Annotated in this window: 15 protein-coding genes; 5 read left to right on the top strand and 10 right to left on the bottom strand. The window is 30.7% G+C overall.

The features are described 5' to 3' along the window. Positions 1–32: 32 nt before the first annotated feature. The gene (locus CHB63_RS03495) at positions 33–224 is read right to left on the bottom strand and encodes a cold-shock protein (protein WP_089377571.1); all 192 of its coding nucleotides are present in this window, start codon (positions 222–224) and stop codon (positions 33–35) included. Between the two features lie 168 nt (positions 225–392). Continuing rightward, on the bottom strand, positions 393–1,286 hold the full coding sequence (locus CHB63_RS03490) for a winged helix-turn-helix domain-containing protein (RefSeq protein WP_089377027.1): 894 nt from the start codon (positions 1,284–1,286) through the stop codon (positions 393–395). Positions 1,287–1,433: 147 nt separating this feature from the next. Here CHB63_RS03490 and CHB63_RS03485 point away from each other — a divergent pair, with 147 nt between their 5' ends. Further along, on the top strand, positions 1,434–1,985 hold the full coding sequence (locus tag CHB63_RS03485) for a hypothetical protein (RefSeq protein WP_089377026.1): 552 nt from the start codon (positions 1,434–1,436) through the stop codon (positions 1,983–1,985). 102 nt (positions 1,986–2,087) lie between these two features. On the opposite strand, the gene CHB63_RS03480 is transcribed toward CHB63_RS03485, so the two are convergent. The 5 genes from CHB63_RS03480 to CHB63_RS03460 form a co-directional block, all read right to left on the bottom strand. After that, complete coding sequence (locus CHB63_RS03480; protein ID WP_089377025.1) at positions 2,088–3,386, bottom strand: glycoside hydrolase; 1,299 nt, start codon at positions 3,384–3,386, stop codon at positions 2,088–2,090. 256 nt (positions 3,387–3,642) lie between these two features. Beyond that, positions 3,643–4,761 (bottom strand): glycerate kinase, encoded by a 1,119-nt coding sequence (locus CHB63_RS03475; protein WP_089377024.1) that lies wholly within the window; start codon positions 4,759–4,761, stop codon positions 3,643–3,645. Positions 4,762–4,795: 34 nt separating this feature from the next. Next, positions 4,796–6,415 carry a sodium:solute symporter family transporter gene (locus CHB63_RS03470; protein WP_089377023.1) on the bottom strand — a complete coding sequence of 540 codons (1,620 nt, stop codon included), beginning with the start codon at positions 6,413–6,415 and terminating at the stop codon, positions 4,796–4,798. A gap of 23 nt (positions 6,416–6,438) precedes the next feature. Continuing rightward, entirely contained in the window at positions 6,439–7,749 is a 1,311-nt protein-coding gene (locus tag CHB63_RS03465) for an MGH1-like glycoside hydrolase domain-containing protein (protein ID WP_089377570.1), read from the bottom strand. Positions 7,750–7,820: 71 nt separating this feature from the next. Then, entirely contained in the window at positions 7,821–10,484 is a 2,664-nt protein-coding gene (locus CHB63_RS03460; protein WP_089377022.1) for a TonB-dependent receptor domain-containing protein, read from the bottom strand. A gap of 174 nt (positions 10,485–10,658) precedes the next feature. Between CHB63_RS03460 and CHB63_RS03455 the strand changes: the two genes are divergently transcribed. The 4 genes from CHB63_RS03455 (at position 10,659) to CHB63_RS03440 (ending at position 15,278) form a co-directional block, all read left to right on the top strand. Then, on the top strand, positions 10,659–11,684 hold the full coding sequence (locus tag CHB63_RS03455; RefSeq protein ID WP_089377021.1) for a LacI family DNA-binding transcriptional regulator: 1,026 nt from the start codon (positions 10,659–10,661) through the stop codon (positions 11,682–11,684). Positions 11,685–11,810: 126 nt separating this feature from the next. Further along, entirely contained in the window at positions 11,811–12,686 is an 876-nt protein-coding gene (locus CHB63_RS03450) for a universal stress protein (RefSeq protein WP_089377020.1), read from the top strand. A 378-nt stretch (positions 12,687–13,064) separates the two neighbouring features. Continuing rightward, positions 13,065–14,132, top strand: coding sequence for a 6-phosphofructokinase (locus CHB63_RS03445; RefSeq protein WP_089377019.1), 1,068 nt, complete (start codon positions 13,065–13,067; stop codon positions 14,130–14,132). A 48-nt stretch (positions 14,133–14,180) separates the two neighbouring features. Continuing rightward, positions 14,181–15,278, top strand: coding sequence for a 6-phosphofructokinase (locus CHB63_RS03440; RefSeq protein WP_089377018.1), 1,098 nt, complete (start codon positions 14,181–14,183; stop codon positions 15,276–15,278). 107 nt (positions 15,279–15,385) lie between these two features. On the opposite strand, the gene CHB63_RS03435 is transcribed toward CHB63_RS03440, so the two are convergent. The 3 genes from CHB63_RS03435 to CHB63_RS03425 all read right to left on the bottom strand — a co-directional run bounded on the left by CHB63_RS03435 (position 15,386) and on the right by CHB63_RS03425 (position 21,022). Beyond that, a complete protein-coding gene (locus CHB63_RS03435) occupies positions 15,386–15,934 on the bottom strand; it encodes a flavodoxin family protein (RefSeq protein ID WP_089377017.1) in 549 nt (182 codons plus the stop codon). Between the two features lie 145 nt (positions 15,935–16,079). Continuing rightward, positions 16,080–19,337 carry a DEAD/DEAH box helicase gene (locus tag CHB63_RS03430; protein WP_089377016.1) on the bottom strand — a complete coding sequence of 1,086 codons (3,258 nt, stop codon included), beginning with the start codon at positions 19,335–19,337 and terminating at the stop codon, positions 16,080–16,082. After that, complete coding sequence (locus CHB63_RS03425; RefSeq protein ID WP_089377015.1) at positions 19,334–21,022, bottom strand: patatin-like phospholipase family protein; 1,689 nt, start codon at positions 21,020–21,022, stop codon at positions 19,334–19,336. The genes CHB63_RS03430 and CHB63_RS03425 overlap by 4 nt, the downstream gene beginning before the upstream one ends. Positions 21,023–21,039 lie beyond the last annotated feature (17 nt).

Raw genomic sequence — 21,039 nt, 5'->3', positions numbered from 1 at the left:
TGATGGGCTTTTGTAAAACTTGAAGTATATATTTAAATAACTTTTACGTTTACTGCGTTTAATCCTTTGTTACCTTCTTTAAGATCAAATTCAACCTCATCGCCTTCACGAATTTCGTCGATTAATCCAGAAATGTGTACAAAGTGGTCTTTTTCAACTCCTTCTTCAGTGATAAATCCAAATCCTTTTGTCTCATTGAAAAATTTTACTGTTCCTTTACTCATTTTAATGTATTTTAATTTATAATAATTATTAATATGCAAAGATGGTGCCATTTTTTTAATACACAAAATATTAATTGACTTATTTTCAATTAATTATATGTATATCGGATAGGTTACTATCTAAAAACTAGAAGTTAAGCCTAATAATTGATTGATTTTATTTTCTTTCTAACCTCCTGTATCAATCTCTAACTTATAGCCAACACCATGAATGTTTGTTAATTTAATAGTAGTGTCTTCTTTTAATTTCTTTCGCAGTTTAGAAATATACGTGTCTAAGCTTCTTCCAACAAAAACACCATTGTCTTCCCAAACTCTTTTTGTTAATTCATCTCGTTTGATAATTTGGTTTGGATTGGAAACAAAAATTTCTAATAACTCACACTCTTTTTTTGAAAGGCTGATTTCTCGGGCTTTTTTCACCAATTTATTTTGTTCAGGATAAAATTGAAAACTACCAATAGAAGTATATGTTGAGTTGTCTTTTTCTAATTTTACACCTTTTTTTCTTTTGAAATATAAAAAGACAAATAGTAAGATATAAAAAATAGCAATCAGAATAAATAAAAGCTTTTGTTCACTAAAAACAGAAGCCTTATTTTCAATAAATCGGACTTCTATTAAATAACAGTTTTTCGGTAAAAACCTACCGATACAAGGAATTATATCATTTTCGGTTTCATTCTTTATCTCATAACTATAAGTAACTTCGTAATCTGAACATTGAATAACTTCAACACGATAATACTTTGGTAGTGAAGATTTATGAAAGCTGTTTTTTACAATAGAAACCAAATTAGTTGGTTCAAAAGCAAGTTGATTTTGAAAAGATAATTGATACTTTGAATTTTCTAACGCAACAACTGGTAATACCAAAGATGATGAGTCTTTATTTGAGAGCAATAATTGGTTTCCAACGTCTCGTAAAGAAAGTTTTACTTTTTCTGAAAAGTGTTCATTGTTATCTCTTGAATTTAAAAACATCCAAGTAAAAAGAACAATGACAGCTAAAACGAATAAAGCGTAAATGGTTTTTCTGCTCATAATTACTGTAAATAACATACAATTTTAGGACTTTTTACAATAGTTGACACTTCTTTTACATTTTTTTGACATATTTATTCCAATGTCTATCTAGTTTTACAATCAGAATAATTCTTAAGTAATACTCAAGTACTACTAATTAATAATCATTAAAAACTCAAAAAAATGAACACATTTAAAACACTTTTTTTAATAATCGTAAGTATTAGTTTAACTTCTTACAGCCAACAATCAAATCAAATAGCTGAAGCCTTTAATCTTGAAAATGCGATAATGGTTGATGCTCCAAAACTAATAGATGAACCCTATAATATCATGTTTAATATTGAAACATCAGAGAACAACACTCATTATTTAGTAATTTCAATGGAGTTAAACAATAACAGTTATTTTGTTTCACCCAATGCTAAAAGAGCGTTTAAAGGAAAATTCTATATGGATTTGGGGAGCTACAAAGACTCAGATTTTGACGGTACTATTATAGAAAACCCACTTTCTGTTGAAGAAGTTGATATGCATCCTTTTATAAACGGCACCGTAAATTGGGTACGTGAAAATACAACCTACAAACAAGCTTTAAAGGTAAAGTCAACAGATAATTTTGAAGTATTTGGAAGAATTCAATTTACAATTGAACCTCGTTGTACTTTAGAAGACATACCATTTGCTATTACTTGTAAAGATGGGGTGCTAAAAATTTCATCTCCTAAGTGTTAATCCATAACTGCCTGCTGAAAGGCGGGCATTATGCTTACCTCCTATGTTATCTCCATTCTGCTTAATACGGGCTCATATAAATAAGGTTAATTTTATGATTCACTAATTTTGAATCACTAATGTAGCTACACTTTTAGCTGGCATCTCAAATAATAAATTTTCATCCAGCTTTTTAAGAACGGTTTCCTCAACATTTTTAGATAAAGATGTTAGATACAAATTAGCTGTTTCCGGCACTTCATTTACAACCATTGCACCAATTCCTTTTACTTCAGTAGCGTTAGGATTAATTATTACAATTACCGTTTTATTAGCTCCGGTATATGCCGTTGCAACCAGTCCTTTACTATTTTTCAGTTCGATACTTACTCTCATATATCCTGGTCTTACAAATCTGGAAAAATGTGAAAATGCATAACCTCTTTTTAAAATTTCATCTTTAACTGTTCCTTGTTCGCCATCCCCAATAAACGAATAATAGCGTTGTATATACCACCAAAGATAGGCATTCCAATTATTCATCATTGCCTGGTGAACAGTGGATAACATTTCCATAGACTCATCCCATATTACTTTCTCTTCCAATTGAGACCACGAAGAAGTAGCATCTAAATTCATTAAATATTCAGTCATCCAAACTTCTTTATCCTTTTGTAAAGCAAGCGGATAATTTGATAAACCACCACCATAAATATGACCTCCAACAATATCAATATTATCAACGGCTACTGGATCATTTAGAATGGGATCTGAATAATTTTTTCTGAATTGAAACGATTCTGGTGCTATTACCTTGTTTTCAATATCCTGAGCATTCTCTTTCATGAACTTCAGCATTTCATCTGGAGTCCACTGTGTCCATTCACCAATATCTGGTTCATTTTGAACAGAAATGGCATATAAAGGAGCTCCATTATTCTCCATATAGTTATTAAATTCATTGAGGTGATTTACATAAGCTCCGTAATTTTCTGGTAAAATTCTATCTTTTGCAGTATTGTTTGGATCAAGTAAAGCAGGTGTTGCATCCCAAGGACTGGCAAAAATAATTGCACCTTTTGAAATGGCATATTGTGCTGTTGGTAGTTCTGCATTCCATCTGTTAACATCTGGATCAACATGTACTCTTAGAATACTAAACCCAAGTTGTCCAGCATTGGTTCCAAATACTTTCTCACGCGCATTATTATTCATGTCAGGTCTCCAAACAGGATGATTTATGCCTCCAAACCCTCTAATCAGTTGATATTTGGTAAATGAATTAACGTTGAGCTCAGTTGTTACTTTTGAAGTTGGACCGCCAACAACAATTACATCATTTAAGTCGTGTCCACACGAAATTAGAAACAACGTAATTGATACAAAAATTAATGCTCTAAATCCTTTTTTTATAGTTCTCATCTTTATTAATTATTATCAATCAAATTTACGCAATCGATTGTGCATATGTAATTAAATGACTTTAAAAAAATCGGTAAATATCAAAACAAAACATTATTAAATTCTCTTAGGTCTTAGAATAGGATACTTCGCTCCTCTTGTGAGTTCATAAAAAAAGTGTTTATTCTATAATCTTGTTAATACAGTTTCAAACCTATCTGCCGATAGCAAGGTATGAGGAAATTCTGATTAAAAACCAATGGGCTAACTTTGAAATCTATAAATCGCTTACAATTTTAAAAGCAATGCTATTAAGAAGCAAAGCTGCATTTTTTACAGCATCTTCAAATGAAACATTAAGTTCCATTATAGAACTTATTCCTACAGGGTTTAGGTTTTCTTTAATAAGTTTTTTGTCTTTTACAACTCCCGCAACAATATAAAATGGGATTTTGTATTTAGTTGCAATTTCATTAACTCCTTTAACTACTTTCCCTTCTAAAGTTTGTTTATCAACACTTCCTTCTCCTGTAATAATAAGATCAATTTTATCATTTAAATGATCCTTAAATTTTGTTTGTTCTATAACAAAATTAATTCCCGATTTAATTTCAGCATTTAAAAAACAAACAGCACCTGCACCTAAACCACCAGCTGCTCCTCCACCTTCCAGCGTACTAATATCCTTTTTCAAGTGCTCTTTAACCTGTTTGCTAAAATTCATCAATCCCAAATCAAGGGATTTTATTTCCTCTGTTGATGCACCTTTTTGCTTCCCATAAATATGTGCAGCTCCTTGTTTACCGTATAAAGGATTTTTTACATCGCAAACAACTGTAAATTTTATTTTAGAAAAATTAATTTTAACATTTTCAGCATCAATCTTTGAAAGATTAATTAACTCTTTTCCTATAGGGTTAATTAATTCATTTTTAAAATTGTAGAAGCTATAACCTAAAGCTGAAGCCATTCCAATTCCAGCATCATTAGTTGCACTTCCTCCAATAAATAAGGTAATGTTTTTTGCTCCCTTTCCAATAGCATCTAAAATTAATTGACCCGTACCAATTGTAGAAGTATTATAACAATTTTGAGCCGCTTTTTTTAATAGTTGAAGTCCACTGGCATTAGACATTTCTATAAATGCATTTTTACCAGAAATCATATATTGAGCAGTTACTTTTTCAAATATTGGGTTTTGAACTTCAACAGAAACTGGCTTTAAGTTGAAATAGTTTTGTAAAATTTCTAACGTTCCTTCTCCTCCATCTGCCAATGGATGTTTAATTATTTCAATAGATGAATCGAATCTCTTAATTCCTTTTTCAACAGCATCACAAACTTGTTGTGCCGAAAGTGACCCTTTAAATTTATCTGGTGCAATTAAAACTCTCATAAATTAATGTTTTATTAAGTTAAAACTTATTTTTTTAAAATGTTTGAAGTATTGACGGTAAATACAAGCTAAATACTATAATCGCAACAAAGAAAACAGAAAGAATAAGTACTTCCTTTGATAAAATATCTTCTCGTTTAATAGAAAAATCAATAATATATCTTTCTTTCGTTTTTGATTTGTGCAATTCACTAAATACTAAAGCCAGTACTGTTGTAATTACAAAACCAGTTAGGTTAAACCAAATCCAAAAAATATCTTCAAAATTTATTTTGATTAGAATATTGATAACTACACCTCCAATTATACCAACATTCATTCCTATGTGATTGATTCTTTTAACCAAAATAGCAAGCACAAAAGTTGCTAATATTGGTCCATAAAATTGAGATGAAATGATATTAATCAATTCTATTACAGTTCCTTTACTTCCACCAAATAAATAAGCTGCAGCAATACAAACGACACCCCAAAATATAACAGCTATTTTTGAATATTTCATATAATTGGCAATGCTTAATTTTTTAGCACCTCTGTTAAATATGTCTTCAATACTTACCGCTCCTAAAGAATTAATGGTTGAACTTAATGAAGACATTGCAGCTGATAAAATACCAACGATAAGAATTCCAATTAAACCATGTGGTAAATATTTTGTAATAAAAACGGGAATCATTAAATCGGGCTTTATTCCATCTAGCGCAAATTGCTCAGGATAATGTATTTTAGTCATTTCTGTTATTTCAACTAAAAAATCAGGAGTTAAAGTTACCAATGCTCCAATTATTAAACCCATAATTGAATACACTAATACAATAGGGAAACGTAATAACCCATTAGCAAGTAATAATTTTTTTATAGTGCCTTCATTTTTAGCTGACATTAATCTTTGAGCTTGAGTTTGATCTGTTCCATAATATGAAAGGTATAAAAACAATCCACCTAAAACCATAGGCCAAAATCCAAATTCACCTCCATCAAATCCATAATTAGAGAATTCAATAACCGTTAATCTTTCAGGTGCAAAACCAGTAAATTCAGAATTATTACTTAATAAATTCCAACCATAAAACAAACAAATAATTAAACCTGTAAATAATATAATCATTTGAATTGCATCTCCCCATACTACCGCTTTCATTCCGCCCTGATAGGAATAAATTAAGGTAATAACACTTATTATTAAAATTGTCCAATGAAAACTAATATTTAAAACTGCTTGTAAAATCATAGCGATTGTATAAACCATTACACCAGTTGCAAGAGATCTGCTTATTTGAAAAACTACACTTAAAATTATACGTGTAGAAGTAGAAAATCTTTTTTCAACATATTCATAAATACTAACAATATTAGCACGATATAATGGAGGAATAATAATTAACATAATCCCAATCATAGCTATAGGAACCGCAAATTCAAAAGTCAACCATTTCATACCTCCGTTTTGGGCTAACCCAACGAAAGCTGGTGCAGAAATAAAACTAATAGCAGATAATTGGGTTGCCATTGTAGAAAGACTTAATGGGAACCAGCCCATATCCTGTCCGCCTAAAAAATAATCTTTAGCATTTTTATTCTCCTTAAAAAAATAACCCAATCCTAAAAAACCTACGGAATATACAATAACAATTAAATAATCTAGCCAATTCATATTATTAGTTTTATTTGTTAAAATTAATTATTTATTAAATCTAAAAGCAAGGCAGCACTCCAAGAGAAGTTATTTCCTCCATAACCCCCTTTTTCCGAATTATAAATCGCTTTTCTCGCATCAAAATATTCGTAAAAACCAGCTTTTTCAATTAATTCAATACTATCTTCTTTTACTCTTTGAGCAACTTCATTAAACCCATAGTCTTTTAATCCAAAATACAAGATCCAATTTAAATTAATCCAAACGGGGCCTCTCCAGTATTTTTTTGGATTGAATCTTTCATTTGTCGGGTCAAAAGAAGCACATAAATACATGTTATCATCTCCAAATTTAGCTAGCATTGTATTCACTACTATCTGAGCTCTTTCCTTACTTGGTATTCCAGCAAATAAAGGTGAAAAAGAAGATGAACTAACAAACCGAATTGGTTTTTCATTTCGTAAATCGTAGTGAATATAAGCGCCTAACTCTTCATCAAATAATTTTTTATTAAAAGAAGCAATACTTTTCTTTTGCCATTGCTTAAGTTGTTCAATTTTATCTTCATTATTCCCTAAAATTCTATACAATGAAATTAATGAGTAATTAGATTTAATAAGCATTGAATTAAACAACGGATCTTGCACTAAAAACGGAGATAACTCAGCTATTTTTTCGTCTGAATAATTATGCTGTTTCGCTATTTCTATAATGTGCAAATAATGATCGTATTCTCTTTTTGAAGGTCTTTGTGAAGGATCAACCAAATCTGTATCTCTTCTTGTAAAAGTATATTCTGGCGAATCCATAGTTTCCCAAATATCATCCCAAAGTGGCGAATTATCCGTGCCAGATTCCCAGTTATGATAAATATAAACCAATCCTTCATTTTGAGGATCTCTGTTTTCATAAAAGTACTTATGATTATTGTAAACTTTATCTATATTTTTCTCAATAAAGTTTAAAATATCCGTTTTATTTTTTGCTATTGAATACATTTTCTCCAAAGTAAAACCTAAAACTGGCGGTTGTGTCATTCCTGTTGAAGGATACTTTTTATTTGATAAAGGATGCAATTCTGATTGGTGAAAATCCTTACCTGGGAAATAGGTATCAGTATCTACATGAAAAATAATATGAGGTATAAAACCATTTCCCCATTGGGCATTTAAAAGTGTTTCAATTTCTAGTTTAGCTTTGCCCATGTCGTAATGTGCAAAACCTATAGCGATAAAGCCCGAATCCCATTTCCATTGGAATGGATACAACCCTTTGCAAGGAATTGAGTATCCTTTTTCTTGAAAATTACCGTCCAATACAGCTTTAGCCTTCTTAATTAAATCTTTATCCATATTTGTAATTTTTATAAAGAATGCATTAAAACCTTTCAACTTTAATGCGTTCTTCTATTTTTTAATTTTATTTAAAAGTTTAAAGTAGCAGTTAAGAAAAATCTTCTTGGTAAAATTGGTCTTCCAAAGAAGAACTCAGCAGTACCTGATTGGTTTACATTTCGTGGATCACCTTCAGTTACTCCATCGTCATCAAATAAATTGAAGACTGAGAATCCTAATCGCAATGTTTCTTCATTTTCTCCCATATCAAATAAATATCCAGCACCTAAACGGGCAATTGTAATTGCATCTAGCTCTACAGTATTATTATCAGCTGCGAATTTACTTCCTGTATAATTAAATGAAAACAATGCATCAATCTTACTATTATCATAGTACATACCTATACTTCCTAAAAAATTAGGCTGTCTTGCTAACTCATTCCCTTCATTAGTTGTAGATGAAGTATTACTCACTAAATCGGTAGACACATTTTTAGTAATTTCATGTGCTTGATATGTACTTGTTCCTCTTAAGCTTAAATACTCTGCAAAACTCCAATCAAAAGTTAATTCAGCACCTATAGTTGAAGTACTTTGTTCAGATCTTGTTAAGTCTACTAAAGAACCACCCACAAAACCTTGGTCAATTTTTATTCTATCGCTTAAACCTACATAGTAAGCTGCAAAAGATCCAGATAATTTTTCAGTACCTAATTTTGCTCCTGCTTCAAATTGAATAATTTGTTCTGAATCGTATTTACTTCCTGTAACACCAGTTGCAATAGGTGTGAAACCTCTAAGTTGTGGAAAGAAAAATCCTTTAGAAAAGTTTGCATATAAATTAACATCTGTATTTAATTTATACAATCCAGCCAAAGAAACTGCCCAATCTGTTGCACTCACATTAGCTCTTGTAAAGCTACCATCTGCAAAATTAACATTTGCCAACTCAGGTGTTAACGAAGCGTCATCATAAACTGTACTTTCTACAATGTTCCCATTGCTAAAAGTACCTTCAGTATTTTCAACTCTAAACCCAACATCAAAACGCCATTTATCAAAAACCATCTCATCTGTTAAATAAAAAGCTGATTTATTTTGAGATAAAAATTTATTTGAAGTCATTCCAATTCTATTATACAAACCTCCTTGAGAAAAAGTTACGTCATTACCTCCGGCATCTGTATAGCTTAAGTTTACCAAACGTGGGTTGTTGTTAAATTCAGATAAAACTCTATATTGATAATTAACATCTTCAGCCTCGGTACGAGCTAAATATACTCCCCCAGTAATATTATGGGTGCCATTTTCTGATTCAACAGTTTTTGTTAACGATGCTTCTCCAGAATAATCTGTCATTGGTCTTAATCTATCAATATGTAAATTGTCCAACACTAAATCAGATCCATTAATAGAACCTGTTGTTCCTTGATAAGAGGCATTGTAACCTAAATTACCAGGTGCAACATTGGCTACATATTGATTTAAAGTCATAGGATTGTTATTGGCTCCATTTCCACCAATATATAGCGCAAAATTATGTTTATAATTTGCATATTTTACTTTTGATTTGAATGTTAAATCATCAGAGAAATTATAATTAAAATCTCCCATTACATAACCACCTTGCGTATAAACTCCATCTTCAATAGGACTTTCGTAAACTCCTCCAGGAGTTAAAAAGGATGTATGAGCTAATTCTCCTGACAATAATTGAGATACTTTTTTCCCATCATTCCCATTAAGTCTAGTTCTATTAGCTCCGTCTAAAGGAAGTGGTAAAAAGAACTGCGCTTTATCATCTATAAATTGTCCGTGAACGGTAAAAGAACCATTTTCAAATTTCTTTTTAATATTTGCTCTAAATTGAACCCCTTTTGTAGGAAGTCCTGTTTCAATAGGTCCATCATCTTTTCTAACAAATCCTGTAAAAGCATAATAAGTATTTGAATCATCTCCACCTAGTTTCCCTCCTGAATAAAAATCTGTTTTTAAACGCCCTTTATCTGCCCATTCTACATTAAGTATATTTTCAGCATTTGAATCTCCTGTTTTACTTGTATAATTTATGATACCTGCAACAGATCCTGCTCCATAAAGAACTGCAGCACCACCTCTTACAAATTCTACACCTTTAAATCCAATATCAGGTCTTGCATATACATCATGCGCTGAAGAGTTCAATCCAAAAGTACTCATTAATGGCATTCCATCATATTGTAATGGATTAAATACGTATTGTCCACCTGAAGGCAATCCTCTTACAAAAACATTTGTAGCAGTTTCACCACCACCACCTTCTGCAGTAATACCAGGGATACTTCTAAGAATATCCGCCTGACTATTTGCTGAAAGTTTTGTTATTTCTTTTTGTCTAACTGAACTTATAGATAAAGGTGCTTCTTTTTGAGATCTAAAAGTACTTGATGCAGTTAATAATACAGCATCTAAACTTTGAACACTTTCTGCTAAAGTAAAGTTTACTGTTACGTTTCCTGAGAAATTAACTTCTTTGGTTTGTGTAGTATAGCCGATAAACAATACTTTTATTTCTTGAATACCTGATAATTGAGTTGATATTTCAAAATGTCCATCGAAATCAGTAGTTGCACCTACCTCAGTTCCTGTAACTATAACATTAGCACCAGGTATAGGATTGTTAAATTGATCTACAACCTTACCCGAAATGGTAGCTTGTGAAAATGCATATGTCCCAATCAAACATAAACAAAAGGTTAAAAAATTTTTCATAATAGTAAATGATTTTAAATTAGTGTTTAGTTAAACTTTAAAGTGAAATTAAAACATAAACCAGATAAGATAGTTGGAAAAATAGCTAAAAACTTATGCAAACGTTCCCGCAAACGTTTGCAATTAAATTTATTTTATTGTTAATTTACGAAGCATTTATAAAATGAATGTATTATGTCAAAGAAAAACATAACAACTCTAAAAAAAATAGCGACAGAACTCGGGGTTTCAATTTCTACTGTTTCAAGAGCTTTAAGTAATCATCCCGACATAAGTGATGAAACTAAGCAACGCGTTAATGAAACAGCAAAACGATTGCATTATGTACCAAATCTTTTTGCAAAAGGTTTTAGATCTCATAAAACATCTACAATAGGTGTAATAGTTCCGGATATTTCACATTATTTCACTTCAACACTTCTTAAAGGAATTATGCAAGAAGCGGAACTAAATGGTTACAAAGTAATTGTTTCAGAATCACGAAATAATGAATATAAACAAGCAGAAATGCTACAAACTATGAATCAATTTGGAGTTGATGGCATATTATTATCCTTAGCAAGAACCACCACAAATTTTGATGAAATACTAAACACCCTGGCAATTCGACCGCTCATTTTGTTTGACAAGGTATCAACAAAAGTACCTTGCACTCAGGTTGTTATAGATGAAGAAGATGCTGCATTTAGAGCCGTTCAACATTTAATACAATTGGGTAAAAAGCGAATTGCAATTATAAAAGAAACTGAAAAATCTTTTAATTCTGAAATGCGTTATTTGGGTTATTTAAGAGCATTAAAAACCAATAATATTGAATTGGATGAAAGTATCGTATTGAGTTCCGAAGATATATCAATGCAACAAGGAAAACGCTTGGGAACGGTTTTAATAAGTATGAAAAATAGACCTGACGCTGTATTCGCAATAACCGATTCGGCAGCTATCGGAGTTATAAAAACTTTGAATAAAAATAAAATTTCAATACCAAGTGAAATCGCAGTAGTTGGATTTAGCAACAATATTAGTTCCATTATAATTGAACCTAAACTTACTACTATTGATCAGCCAGGTAATAAAATTGGTGAAATAGCTTTTAGATATTTGCTGGAAGAAATTAATAATGATACTCAAATATCAAATAAAACAATTGAAATAAAAACCAATTTAATTGTGAGAGACTCATCTTTTAAATCAGATTAAATTTTACTTTTAAATGACTTTTGTCATTTAAAAGTACTTAAACCAAGTAATGGTATGACCATCGTCATTTAATTGATAGTAATGTATTTATAACTTTGGCAAACAACTTCAAATAAATACAGTATTATGAAAAAAATACTATGTGCCATCGATTATTCAGAAAATGCAATTACGGCATTAAAATACGCAAATACAATGTGTAAAAAATTAAATGCCAGTATTTTAGTAACTCACGTGTTTAATTACCCTACAGTTTTAGGTGGAGAATTTACAGTTTCTTACCCAGAACTTGAGAAGCAAACATTTAAACAAGAACAACTACAATTAAACGCTTTTTGTAAGGAGCATTTAGGAACAGATTTCGATAAAAACAAGGTAACTATAGAGGTTATAGAAAATAATTCGGTTGTGAAGGCTCTTGTCTCCAAAGCCGATGAAATTAAAGCTTTTATGATTGTTGTTGGAATGAAAGGAAAAAGTGCTTTAAAAGATCTTATAATGGGTAGCACCACAAAAAAACTTATTAATAAAGCGCCTTGTTTGGTGCTGGCAATTCCTGAAGATACGTATTATAGTGAAATTACAACCATAGTGTATGCTACTGATTTTGAACTGGATGAAGACATTGAAGTGATTAAAAAACTAACTGAAGTTGCAAGAGTATTTGATGCTAAAATAGAAGTAGTACATATTGTTACAAAAAAAGATTACGCAGGAGAAGCACAAATGGAATTGTTTAAAAAAGAGCTGAAAAAAACTGTAAGTTATCCAAAATTAGGATTTGAAATATTATTCGCTGAAGATGTATTTGAGCGGCTAAGGGTTTATTTAGGCGATGTTAATGCTGATTTGGTAATTATGCTGGAAAGAGAAAAGAGCGGTATTTTTAAAAACCTCTTTCATAAAGATTTGGTTAAAAAAATGGAAAACTATGGTAAAGTGCCATTAATTAGCTTTAACGAAGCTAATTTTGGGATGCTAGATTTTTTAAAATTTAACTAATAAAATATTAAAGGATTCTCCTCCTGTTTTTTTAAGAGTATCTTCCTCTTTTTTCATTGCATACATTAAACTTTTACTAATTACTTTTTCATTTTACAAATAAAAGTTGCACTAATTATTAATGGATATCTATAATAAATATATAAGCCATAAATTTCGGCTAATAATGTTGTAAATAATAATAGGCAACCTTATAAAAATAACATACTCTTATTCATGAGAAACGAATAAAAATAAACTTCAGCTAGTATGATTTTAATCATTGAAAATTACTTAACAGTTTTATAAATTTACAGTCTTTTACGGAGTATTCCATTACTCTGGTTTAAAAATCAATTTATTACTTAAATAAATAATCCTTTAGATAAAGGAAATAAGATGAAACAAAGAATATTAATTGTAAATAGCGGCGGTGATTGTCCTGGAATGAATGCAGTAATCCGGGCTATTGTTAAACGCGCTTCACGAGAATTAGACTGGGAAATTATAGGCAGTATCAATGGTTTTGACGGTTTTTTAGCCGAACCACTTGAAATAATGCCATTAACTAAAGATGTTGTTGAGGGCATTCATATTTATGGAGGAACCATTTTAACAACAAACAATAAACGGAATCCTTTTTGTTATCCTGTGAAACAAGAGGACGGCACTATATTAAATGAAGATGTTTCAGACAAACTGATCTACAACCTTAAAGTTTTTGGTTTTGATGCGATCATCCATATAGGAGGAAATGAATCTCATAAAATTTCCCTTAAACTAGCTCAAAAAGGTGTAAATATTATTGGAATTCCAAAAACGATTAACAACGATTTAGCTTCAACAGATTATTCTTTCGGTTTTCAAACTGCTGCTCAAGTAGCAACTGAAGCTGTAGATAAATTAGTAACCACTGCAAGTTCACATAATAGAGTCTTAATTTTAGAAGTTATGGGACGTGATGCAGGTTGGATAGCCTTACACGCTGCCGTTGCTGGTGGTGCAGATGTTTGCTTAATTCCTGAAATTCCATTTAGTATGGATAAGGTTATAGAAAAATTAAAATCCAGGTATTCAGCGGATGGTCGTGGATTTGCAAACATCGTAGTTGCAGAAGGAGCTTATTTTAAAGATGAAAAAGGAGCCATTGTTTCTGGAAATATAGCGAGTAAAATTACCGCTGCTTTAAAAAAAATAAATTTTGAAGCGGATATTAGAGAAACTATTTTAGGTCACTTGCAACGTGGAGGAACTCCAAATGCATTTGATAGAATTTTAGCTACAGAACTTGGTGTTAAGGCTTTTGAATTAGTGAAAGAAAAGAAATTTGGAACGATGGCTATTCATAAAAATTCTGAATTAACACATATAAATTTAACGGAGGTTATTGACAAATACAATAAGGTTAATTTATCTCATAACTTAATTCATACGGCAAAAGGCGTAGGAATTAGCTTTGGAGATTAGAAATTAGTTAAACTGACAAGACAATATTAAAAAAATACATAGGTAGTAATGAAGAAAAAAGTATTAGTATTAACCGGAGGAGGCGATTGCCCGGGATTAAATGCAGTTATTAGAGGAATTGTGAAACGCGCTGCACAAACTGAAGATTGGGAAGTTATTGGAAGTATCCAATCATTTGATGGTGTTTTACGCGAACCTACAGAAATAATGGACTTAACTGAAAAACGTGTTTCTGGTATTCATTATCAAGGTGGTACTATATTAGGAACTACAAATAAAGGTGGACCTTTGGCTTGGCCTGTAAAAGAAAATGATGGAACCTGGTCATTTATTGATCGTTCTGATGAAATGATACGCAAGTTAAAGCATATGGGCGTTGAAGCTGTGATAAGTATTGGTGGTGATGGATCACAACGTATTTCACAAGCACTGTTTGAAAAAGGACTAAATATAATAGGAGTTCCTAAAACAATTGACAACGATTTATCTGCAACAGATTATACTTTTGGATACCAAACTGCTGTTCAAATTGCTACGGAAGCAGTTGATAGATTAGTAACTACTGCAGCATCACATAACCGTGTAATTATTCTTGAAGTAATGGGACGAGATGCCGGCTGGATAGCTTTAAGTTCAGCGTTGGCCGGAGGTGCAGAAGTTTGTTTAATTCCTGAAATTCCATACGATTTAAATAAAGTTTTAGGCGTAATAAATAAACGTTTTAAAGACGGAAAAGGACACGTAATTATTGTTATTGCAGAAGGTGCAAAACCAATAGAAGGTGATGTTTTAGCAACAGAAAGCGATGAAGTTGGTAGAGCAAATTTAAAATTAGGTGGTGTTGCAAATAAATTATTGAAAGATTTAAAAGCAGCCGGTTGCGATGCAGATATGAGAGAAACAGTACTTGGACATTTACAACGTGGAGGAGTTCCAATTGCATTTGACCGTATTTTAGCAACTCAATTTGGTGTTAAAGCAATGGAATTAGCACTTGAAGGCGAATTTGGTAAAATGGTAGCTTATCAACACCCTAGTATTGTAGCGGTTCCATTTTTAGAAGCAATTAGTAAATATAATATTATAAAACCAGATTCATCATTGGTTAAAACCGCACGTGGAATTGGAATGTGCTTAGGTAATTAATATAACTTATTTTATAAAACACACTTTTTTTTACCATAAATTAAGTGTGTTTTTTTTTACGCTGAATCTAAATTTTTATGGATAAAATTAATTCGTAGCAATTAATCTTAAGGATTGCGCTTATAATGTCCGTTTAAAGGATGTAATTCTTTACGACCATCTATATAAACGGCAACCCATTCTGCTAAGCGTTTTCCTAAAATACGGCACGCATCTTTTTCTTTTTCCAATCTTGGTTCTCCTGCTAAAATTGCACCATAATGTGCAGTGTGCTGATGGGCAACATAATCGGTGACTCCAAAAACCAAAAAACCGTAATTCATCATAATAGTTGTTAAAGCCTGGCAGGTAAGCTCGGCACCTCCACCCCAACCTCCTTGTGAGCTAAAAGCACAACCTATTTTTCCATCTATTTCTTGCCATACAACCTGGCTGTCTTCCCAAAACTGCTTCATTTCAGCTGCAACGGTTCCTAAATATGTTGGTGAACCTGTAGCAATTCCATCGCACCAAACTAAGTCTTCTTTGGTTGCATCTGTAACCGACTTTAACCGCACTTCGTGACCCGGAATTTGTTGCACGCCCTCCAAAACATACTCAGCCATTTTTTTTGTATTGCCGCCTTTACTATAATAAATAATTAGGATTTTGCCCATTGATTGAATACTTTAATTTCTTAGTAAAAATATACTAATTAATTTAAAATTAAAGGTACAAAGTGAACAGCTATAAAAGATTAATAAACTTTTAATGATCTAGAACATTTGGTAATTTTTATGAGTCCGTTTTAGAAATAATAATTTAAGAACTTGCTATTACTTTGAGATTTATATCTGCCAATTCCTTAAGGTAATTCTCAGTTACACCTAGAACAGTTAAAATATTTGTCGATGCTTTTGCTTTAGAAAGACTAGGCTGAACAATAAATACTTCAAATTCCATTGTTATTCTTTTTTTTGCAATACCTAAAAGTTTAATTAAATCTGATCTTGTCCCCTTTTCAATTCGAGAACATTCTTTTCCTTTTCTTCTTTTAGTTTCTCTTCTTAATAAATGATCAAAAAATTCAGAACCATTTCTATGTTTCCAATGTATCGATTTTTGTGCTTGTCCACAAACCTCATAAAAATTATCAATACTATTATTTACTTTTCCTTTTTTAGCGAATTTTAAATGATAGAAATTAACTTTTAGTTTATCAGGATATTGTTTTATTGCAATAACATCTGCTATCTCCCCAGAATAATCGTCATCATAAATTATATCAAAATCATCTTTCATTAGCTCATTAATAACTTTGAATTGAACTGAGTTAGGAATTTTAGGGTCTACACCTTGCGCTTCTTTACTAGTATCTACCCCAGACCAATTCCAAGGTATAATTTTATCTTCTGAGAAAGGTTTAATCATTTGTTTTAATTCAACATAATAATTCCCCGTTAGAGCAGAACCATCAGCAAACCAAATAGTTGGAATGTACTCATATAGGAAATTTTCAATACCTACTACTTTATTTCCATACTCAACTATCACATTTTCAATAGAAGTTTTTTTAATTTTATAGTCACAAATTGTATTCTCATTAATAATTTTTTCACTAAGTTCAAGAACAAATTCTATGTTTTTATCAATTGTAGCAATCTTAAATAATAGAGGTCCATTATCAGAAGGATTTGAAAGCTTCAATTCACAATTAGATAAATTATAATTTACATCATTAATTTTGAATGTATATTTCATTTCAGAATGATTATACATTTCTTCGTGCCAATCAATCCAAACTGGAAATATTCCAACTGGTCTTACTGAAATCTCTTTTGGCATTAAAGTTTCTTTAAGTACTTGATTTGGATCGATACTTTCATCCGTTAATTTATCACCAATTTCTTTACACCATTCTGTATATTCCTTAAGACCACCTCTTAACTTACTCCAAATTCTTCCTTTGTATGAACAACCAAGCGAAACTTTCTCACCATTTTCATATCCTACACCAAATACAAATGCCTTTTGACCACGTTCCTTTTCTGCAATACTAAGTGCTTGTTCAACATCAGTTCCAACGCTCATACGAAAACGTATATTTTTTCCTAAGAATTCTTTCAATCCAACATTTTGAAGAGATACTCTTTTCAAACCGGCGAACGATCTAAAAACGTTTATTTCATTAATTAATTCAGCATCTTTTCCTATTAATGCTTCGGCTATATCTTTATTCATACTTTTATCCGAACTATATATAAATAGTAGATTGTTTTTAGATTCCCAAAAAATGATAGAAACACTCCAATTAAGTTCATAAATTTCCTTAAAATTTCCCCACTCAACATTGTTTTTTTGTGCTGTTACAATTACTAATACTTTTTTTTCTTTATTAATATCATAGAACCTATAATCATTTTCATCAAAATTTGGCATTCCTTGTTTAAAATTATTTGGAAACCAAGATTTTGTGTGGTTTTTATAAACTACTGCACTTAATGGAGTTCTAATATTTTGTAGAGCAATTGTTGCTTCATTTAATTTTTTAAAACCCGAAATAAACTCTTCATAGGCAATTTCATCGTCTATTTCTCCAGAACTTAATGATGATAATAGTAAATTCCAATCAGCATCTTGAGCATAAAGTTCACTAAGTTCATTTTTAACGTTTACATCTGCTATATTTACAACAAATGCTGCATTTCCGAGCTGCTCGTCATATTTAGTTCTTGTAAACCTACCTGCTAATTGCAATGTAACCGGTAGACTTTTTCTTATATCGTGAAAAGCTGCTATTTTTAATTCAGGAAGATCGAACCCTTCACCAAGCATATCAACAGCTATTATGATTTTATGTTTTTTGGATAAAATGTTCTCTAAAATTTCCTTTTTATTAGTAATTCCAGAATAAATAATTACGGGATATAAATCACTATGTTCTTTATATATTTCATAAACGAACTCCGCCCTATTTTTAGTTCCACAACGAGCCATCATAATGTGATTATGTCCTTTTGAAATATCTTCCCTAAGTCTTAAAACTGCTTTTTCTGCTATTAATTTATCTGCTTTATCAAAATCATATTCTCTAATTGGTAAAAAGTCTATTTTTTTAAAATATCCTTGTTCTTGAGCTTTTGATAATGAAAAATTAAAAATTATTTTACCATCTAATCTTTTTTGATCATTTCTAAATGGCGTAGCAGTAAACATTAACACTTTTTCCTCATCAAATCTTTTTCTAAATAAATCCCAAGAAGTAGCTTTAACGTGATGAGCTTCATCAATAAAAAGATGTGAGCATAGTTCAGAAATCTTAGTCTGATGTTTGATGGAACTATTTGCCACAATATTCATAGTCGTAACAATAACATTACAGTTGTTAAAATAATCTTCTAATTCATCTAAACTATCAAATTTCTGTTTTAAAATACCAACTTTAGGATATAATGATTTATCTCCTATTATTCCAAACTCTTTCAATAATCCTAAATTTAAAAATTTATCGAATATTTGCGTTCTCAATGCATCAGAAGGAACTGTTACTATTAATTTAGGACATCTATTCGCAATTAATACTGATAACATTGTTTCTGTTTTTCCAGTTCCAGTTGGCATAACTACAATTCCACTTTTATATGAAACTTTTAAATGGCTTAATACAGCATACAACGCAGATATTTGAGGTATTCTTAAACCATTTTCTTTCTTTTCGATATTTTCTTCTTTAAATAAAAAGTTATTTTTCCAAGAATTAATTATTTGGGAATTACTTTTTACTTTATTTTTAGGGTGTTTTAACCACTTTTTTATTTTGATTTCCTTAGAAATTAGTCCTTCTAAAGTAGGTTTTCGATTTGTTTGTAATACATAATTATGAACTTCAGGAATATTATTTTTATTACTAGTAAAAAAGTATTTCTCACCACCAGCTTCTAATAGAATATGATTTCGACTTGAATTAACTAATATTGGTATGATTTCTTTAGAGTTATCAATCAAGTTATCTATTGAGTTCTTATTACCTGTTTTTGACCATATTCTCAATATTAATTTTGGAAGTGTTATTGTACTCATATTTTATTTTTTTCAGGTTTCAACTCTTCTAAAACAAACAACGGATCCTTATTAAAGGTTTTCCAATCTTTTAAAAGTAATTTTTCCAGTTTATTTATAGCATCTGTATCAATTTTTTTTGTTTCAGAATCGTTTTTCAATTCTAAAATATAATCTAGTAATTTATAACAAGTAGTAAATTGCCCACAAGCAATAAGTGTATCCATTCTGTTTTTAGCAATATCTGTTTTGTTCCACCATAATGTTGTTGGTGTTTCAGAAGCAGTAAGTCCAATACTTTTTAAAAGCGTGCTTGGTGCAGGTTTAATTTCTTTATTATAATTAAATGCGTTTGTATAAGCAGTTTTTTCACCATTTAACTCATACACTGTAGAAGTTATAATTTTATGGTTTAAAGAGGATTTAGAGTACAATAAGTCATAATTTAAACGTCGTATTTGTTTTAGAAATATATCATTTACCATTTTAAGTGTAGAAGTCATTCTATCTTGTAACATCCGTTTCACAAGATTTATATTTAACTTGTCAAAGCTAACTACATCATCTATCAATGCTTCAGGCACACTCTTTTTAAATATATTTTTAATCCAACCAATTCCTATGCTTTTCCCTATCCCTGCAATAAAACCCAAAGAGGTTAAAGTTAGCCCAATACCTGTAATTATACTTCCTAAAATATAAAGCGAAACCCAAGCAGTATTATTAATTAATTTAAAAGAATTAAGAACCAAAATAACAATACCAATTAAAAGTATAATCCAATACAAAGGTTTTACTTGGAAATAGCTAAGAATTTTTGAAATGTTATGTTTTAAGCTAGAACCATTATTAATTGGGGCATTATCTGACTGCCAAGGTTCCATTTTAAAACTACCAACATCGTTAACAATAATTAAATCTAATTTGCGGTCTCTACCATTTTGCTCGCTTATTTTCATCATACTACCAATACCTTGGTTATCAGTAATTCCGCCATCCATTATTCCAATACCATCAATATAACGATCTAAGCTTTTTAGAGATTTATAATCTGGTGTGTTTTGAGCTGCAAAATAATCGTCAGGAAATATTAAAGGTTCAAACCCTAAAGGAAAACATGAAGAAGATGCAACAACATCTCCTAATTGTACATTATATTTTAATTTATTAAGATGACTATTATTTAATGGTTTATTACCAAACATTCCCGTATTTTGAAATCTAAAAGCCAAACCAAACGAAAAATCCGTAGCATTAAAACAAACATGTTTTAGATGTTTGGAAGTGGTTTTTTCAAAAGGTTTAAAATCGCCTTTAAAAATATCCATTTCGGCATACGTAAGTGCAAAAGCATTAATTAGCGACCTTTTTTTATAAGGATGCTTTTCCCAAACTGCATCATCTTCCAATTTAGATATTGCAGTTTCTAATAATTTATCATTACTAGATTCAAACAAATTATAGAATTCTTTAAAAAATGATTCGAAATTGAAATCAGGTTCTTGAGCAGCTTTTGAGTAGGCAACTCCAAGAAGCGTTCCTCCACTCACTGTACTTATTGCCTCAACATTTTCCAGTAATGAACTTTCCTTATAGTTGATTTTATTTAAATATGAAACAACACCTAGCGCAAAAAATGTAGCGCGATAACCCCCACCGCTAAAACAAAGTCCTATACTTTTAAAAGGTTTAAAATCGTCTTCCATTTTTATTGTTTTTTATT

The sequence above is a fragment of the Lutibacter flavus genome, from assembly GCF_900188355.1.
GTDB classification, from domain to species: domain Bacteria; phylum Bacteroidota; class Bacteroidia; order Flavobacteriales; family Flavobacteriaceae; genus Lutibacter; species Lutibacter flavus.
This window is presented reverse-complemented; position numbering and strand designations above follow the sequence as displayed.

Coding starts and splice junctions, on each gene's coding strand:
- CHB63_RS03430 (WP_089377016.1), bottom strand. CDS start 19,337: ATGAGTACAATAACACTTCCAAAATTAATATTGAGAATATGGTCAAAA.
- CHB63_RS03425 (WP_089377015.1), bottom strand. CDS start 21,022: ATGGAAGACGATTTTAAACCTTTTAAAAGTATAGGACTTTGTTTTAGC.
- CHB63_RS03470 (WP_089377023.1), bottom strand. CDS start 6,415: ATGAATTGGCTAGATTATTTAATTGTTATTGTATATTCCGTAGGTTTT.
- CHB63_RS03460 (WP_089377022.1), bottom strand. CDS start 10,484: ATGAAAAATTTTTTAACCTTTTGTTTATGTTTGATTGGGACATATGCA.
- CHB63_RS03495 (WP_089377571.1), bottom strand. CDS start 224: ATGAGTAAAGGAACAGTAAAATTTTTCAATGAGACAAAAGGATTTGGA.
- CHB63_RS03440 (WP_089377018.1), top strand. CDS start 14,181: ATGAAGAAAAAAGTATTAGTATTAACCGGAGGAGGCGATTGCCCGGGA.
- CHB63_RS03490 (WP_089377027.1), bottom strand. CDS start 1,286: ATGTTATTTACAGTAATTATGAGCAGAAAAACCATTTACGCTTTATTC.
- CHB63_RS03435 (WP_089377017.1), bottom strand. CDS start 15,934: ATGGGCAAAATCCTAATTATTTATTATAGTAAAGGCGGCAATACAAAA.
- CHB63_RS03485 (WP_089377026.1), top strand. CDS start 1,434: ATGAACACATTTAAAACACTTTTTTTAATAATCGTAAGTATTAGTTTA.
- CHB63_RS03465 (WP_089377570.1), bottom strand. CDS start 7,749: ATGGATAAAGATTTAATTAAGAAGGCTAAAGCTGTATTGGACGGTAAT.
- CHB63_RS03445 (WP_089377019.1), top strand. CDS start 13,065: ATGAAACAAAGAATATTAATTGTAAATAGCGGCGGTGATTGTCCTGGA.
- CHB63_RS03475 (WP_089377024.1), bottom strand. CDS start 4,761: ATGAGAGTTTTAATTGCACCAGATAAATTTAAAGGGTCACTTTCGGCA.
- CHB63_RS03480 (WP_089377025.1), bottom strand. CDS start 3,386: ATGAGAACTATAAAAAAAGGATTTAGAGCATTAATTTTTGTATCAATT.
- CHB63_RS03455 (WP_089377021.1), top strand. CDS start 10,659: ATGTCAAAGAAAAACATAACAACTCTAAAAAAAATAGCGACAGAACTC.
- CHB63_RS03450 (WP_089377020.1), top strand. CDS start 11,811: ATGAAAAAAATACTATGTGCCATCGATTATTCAGAAAATGCAATTACG.